3 protein-coding genes and 1 pseudogene are annotated in these 4,682 nt (G+C 29.7%); all 4 read right to left on the minus strand.

Going from position 1 to position 4,682, the window contains the following annotated elements; translation table 11 throughout:
- Positions 1-383, minus strand: a pseudogene (locus tag ACTG3S_RS10970) (lipopolysaccharide biosynthesis protein); the annotation flags it as partial.
- 5 nt (positions 384-388) lie between these two features.
- On the minus strand, positions 389-1,648 hold the full coding sequence (locus ACTG3S_RS10975; protein WP_439129400.1) for a glycosyltransferase family 4 protein: 1,260 nt from the start codon (positions 1,646-1,648) through the stop codon (positions 389-391).
- Entirely contained in the window at positions 1,645-2,835 is a 1,191-nt protein-coding gene (locus tag ACTG3S_RS10980) for a glycosyltransferase family 4 protein (RefSeq protein WP_439129401.1), read from the minus strand. Before ACTG3S_RS10980 ends, ACTG3S_RS10975 begins: the two co-directional genes overlap by 4 nt.
- The coding region (locus ACTG3S_RS10985; protein WP_439129402.1) for a YfhO family protein at positions 2,832-4,682 on the minus strand (1,851 nt) is incomplete at its 5' end. The genes ACTG3S_RS10985 and ACTG3S_RS10980, both read right to left, overlap by 4 nt.

Consider the following 4,682-nt stretch of genomic DNA (forward strand, 5'->3'; position numbering starts at 1 on the left):
GCAATTAAGTAAATAGAAAAAGTATAGCTTTCTATAATTTCATTTTCTTTGGTAACTCTACTCATAATCCAATCATGAGCATAATCCCACATAAAACCGAGTGGTAGCGCGATAAATAAAGGCAAAAATATTACTGAAGATAAAAACTTGTCTTTTTCTTCTTTTGTATTGTAAGACGAAAAAAACTTTACAATAGTATATTGAATTCCAAATGCAGTTAAGGGCATGACTAAATTAGAAGCAGACAACAAAAAGGTTACCATACCATAAAATTCAGATTTTAAAATTCTAGGATAAAAAACAATGGTATTGATACCACCCACCAAAAATGCTCCATAAATAATAATAGTATTTCTAAAAGACTGCTTTAAAACAATACCCATTTACTTTATAAATTTTTAATGATTGTCGCCAATTGTTGCGTTAATTCTTTTCTATGATATTGATTGATATCTAAAGTGGAAACTTTTAAACCCTCTGTTTTGTATTGTTGATAAAATTGTAATATTGCTACTTTTAATTTTTCTGGATGATTAAAATCTGAAATAGATCCGGCCTTTGTCTCTTTTAAAATGGTTGCTAAATCGCCATCTTCTGGCCCGATTGCTAAAATAGGCCTTTTTGCTGTTAAATATTCAAATAATTTACCTGTTAAAATCCCTTTATTATGCTCAACATTAGGTATCAACAATAACAAAACTTGTGCTTTTTTCTGAAACTCAATTGCTTTTTTATGAGAAACATAGCCTAAAAACGACGTATTTTCTAGTAAATTATTTTTTTGTATTTCAAGTTGTATCTCATCTGCAATGTCTCCGATAAAATTTAGTTGTAGATCTTTTTTAAAATCTTTATTTTCTGTACAAAGTTGATTTAAAACGCTAAACAAAACCTTTGGATTGCTTTGTTTTGGTAACAAACCAATATAAGAAATGGTAAATTTTTTATCTAAAATTACATTACTTTCAGATAAAACCTCGTCATCAAAACCATTGGTAATTACTTTTACGTTTTTTGCAGTTTTAGAAAACTCTTTTTTTAGTTGATTGCTAACGGTTAACACACAATCTGCATTTTTTAAAACGTTAGTTTCTAACTTGCTATTTCTATTTTTTGCAAAGTTTAATTGCTTAAACTCTTTATTGTAATATAAATCTGTCCAAGGGTCTCTAAAATCTGCAATCCATTTTATAGTATTGTTTTGATGAATTTTCTGAGCAATCAAATGAATACTATGAGGAGGCCCTGTAGAAATAATCACATCAACTTCATGATTATTTATAAACCTTTGTAAAAAATTTACAGATTTTTTTACCCAAAATACTTTTGGATCTGGTATAAAAAAATTCCCTCTTACAAAAGATAGAAAACCGCTATTTGTACTATTAGAAATACCTTTTTTTTGTAGGCTTTTATTTTTCCAAAACAGTAAGTCTGAGGGTTCCCAAATAGGTTGTTTTAAAATTTTTATGTTCTCTGGAATTTCATCAATTAAACTTTTATCAACTTTGGGATACTTGGCATTATCAACTGTATAAACAATAGGTTCTATGCCAAAAGATTGTAAATATTTTACAAACTTTAGCCAACGTTGTACACCAGAACCACCTGCTGGAGGCCAATAATATGTTATTATTAATACTTTCAACCTTGTAAGTTATCGTATAAATGTAGTAGTTTTTTTGATGTTTCTTCCCAACAAAATTCATTTCGAACAAATTCTTGTCCGTTTTTACCCAGAACTTTTCTTAAATTTTCATTTTTATAGAGTTCTAAAACTTTATTGGTAAAATCTGTTATATCTCTATCTCTATGCACCAAGCCAGCATTTACTTTTTCAACTAGTTTTTTTTGTGCTGTAGCATTGCTAACCAATAAGGGTTTTGCAAAGCTCATGTATTGAAAAATTTTATTTGCATACGCAACATCATGCTGTAAATTCCTGTGCAAAGGAGAAATACAAACGCTACTTGCCAAAATATAAGACTGAAATAGAGATATATTTTGCCAACCTTCAAAATCTACATAATCTGCAATTTCTAAATCTCTAACTTGCTTTTTTAAAATGGTATCTGTGGTATTTTTTCCAACAATAACCAACTTAATTTCTGGTATGGTAATTTTTAAAGCTGCTACTGCAGCAATTGCTGTTTGTAAACCTCTTCTTAAATGCGTATCACCCAGATACAAAAGCACAAAATTATTTTTATACTTCTCTAAAATTGTTTCCTTTACTGTAAACTTTTCAAAAAAAGATTTTCTAATGGTATTGGGTACTAAAACCAACCTATCTTTTTCTTTAGGTAATCTTACTGCTAAAGATTCTAAAAACTCTGGAGAAACTGTGATTACTTTGTCTGCTTTTTGTATAAATTCCTCTTCTTTTAGCTTCCATTTTTTTGGAGAAATAATATATTTTCCTGGAAATTTCTGCAAATGAGGATATAATTTCATTACCTCTGGCATATTATCATGCAAGTCTAAAACCGTGGCTAAATTATAGTTTTTATTTGCGTTAAAAACAGCTTCTGCAATTCTAATATCATGTATGTGTAAAGCTTCTAAATTGTTTTTTTTAATGAATTTAGTAATTTTCCTTTTCATTAAAAAATGATACAAAGGAGTTGTATAGGCTAAGGCTGATAACTTGTATTCTAAAGTATTTGATGTAAATCTACAAACGTGAATCCCATTAATAATCTCTGTTGATTTTTCATTTTCATATTTTAAGCAAAAAAGAAAAACTTCATGTCCGTTTTTTACTAAAGAAATTGCTTCATTTTCTACCCGTGGATCAGGTGGAAAAGCAGCATCTAAAATCATACCTATTCTCATGATTTTTTAGGCTTCTTCTTTTCTTCGTAAAAACACCAACCTAATGTAATTAGAATTAATAATCCGTAAGAAGAAAGGGATATTAGTTTGCCTTGCTGAATTACCTTTGGCTCAAATTTAAACTCAATTGTATGCGCTCCTGCAGGAATTTTCATCCCCCGTAAAACATAATTTACTTGGTAATGTGGTACAAGAGCATCATCTATGTAAGCATTCCAACCATCTTCATAAAAAATCTCTGAAAACACTGCAAATTGTGGTTTTTCAGTTTGGGCTTTATAAGCCAAAGAGGTTAAACTGTATTTTTCTAAATTGATGGTTGCAGTTGTATCTTTTTGCAAAGAGAAATTGTTTTGGCTTTTAAGTTTGTTATAATCGCTCTCTAAAATTACAGCTGTTTTTTTGGTGTCTAAAGAATCTAAAGCTTTTATTTCTTGATTGGCAGATTTAGCAATTAATAAATTATCTACAAACCAAGCATTGCCATTTGCTTCAGTATTTAATTGTGGTTGTAAATTGCCCTCTTTATCTGGTATGATAAAATATTTGGTGTTTAACATGTTTAATACCTGCATGTTATTTTTAGCAATTTGATATTCAAACAACTCATTATAACGTCCTAATTTGGCTGCATGATAGCCACCAATAGAATTATGGAAATAAGAAGTACTTCCATCATTCATAGGATCTACAGCAAAGTTTAACACTCTAAAATGCCCTTTATCTTTTTGTATAGCTTTGTCTGCACTTGTAGCTACAAATGGTTTTTCAATTTTTCTAGACGATTTAAAATCGTCTGCATTTACATAGTTCTTATTAATAGATATTAAATCGAAAAGTAATAAAACTAATAATCCTAAAATTACTGGAACTTGCCTTAATTTTTCTTTTAATAAATACCATAATAAACCAGTAGCAATAATTACCAAAACTAAAGAACGAATGGTATCTGTTAGCAACATGGATTTTCTGTCTGCAATAATTGCATCAACTGCATTAGTAATTCCGTATTGACTCTCAAAGTTTAAATAAGTATTGTCTCTAATTCCTTCAAAAGTACCAATCATGTGCGCTAATAAAAAACCAGCAATAATCAACCCACCAAAAGTATAAACCGCTTTTTTAAGCGCTTCTTGTTTTTCTTTTTTAGCTATTTGATTAGAAAAGAATGCTTTTAAAGCCAAAATTGCTAGAATTGGTACACATAATTCTGCAATCACTTGTATAGAAGATACTGCTCTAAACTTATTGTACAAAGGAATATAATCAATGAAAAAGTTGGTAACCACTTCAAAGTTTCGACCCCAACTTAAAATTATAGAAAATATAGTAGCTGCCACTAACCATTGTTTTAACTTTCCTTTTACCAAGAAAAAACCTAAAAAGAACAAAAAGAAAAATACAGCTCCAATGTATGCGGGTGCTTCAATAATGGGTTGATCTCCCCAATATGTTAAAGATTGTTCTGTTAGGTAATCAGCTCCCTTTTTTCCTAGTTTTGTTTCAATAGCTTCGTATAAATTAGAATTTTTTCCAAGTTCTTCTACAGTTCCACCTCCCATAAAACGTGGTACAAACAAATTAAAAGTTTCTAATTTGGAATAACTGTATTGCGTTATGTAAGCTTTATCTAATCCTTTTGTAGCTTTTTTTGTACTTCCATCTGCATTGATGGTTAACTCAGATTTACCTCTAGTAGAATGGTCTGCATATTCTTTCATCGCCATTAAACGAGGTGCATTTGCACCCACGCTTAATACCACTGCTGCAATAATAACTGCTGCTTTTTTTATAAAAGAAGGCAATACTTTTTCTTTTATGGCATGTATAAATTCTACAATTCCTAA

Source organism: Polaribacter sp., from assembly GCF_965656025.1.
GTDB lineage: Bacteria > Bacteroidota > Bacteroidia > Flavobacteriales > Flavobacteriaceae > Polaribacter.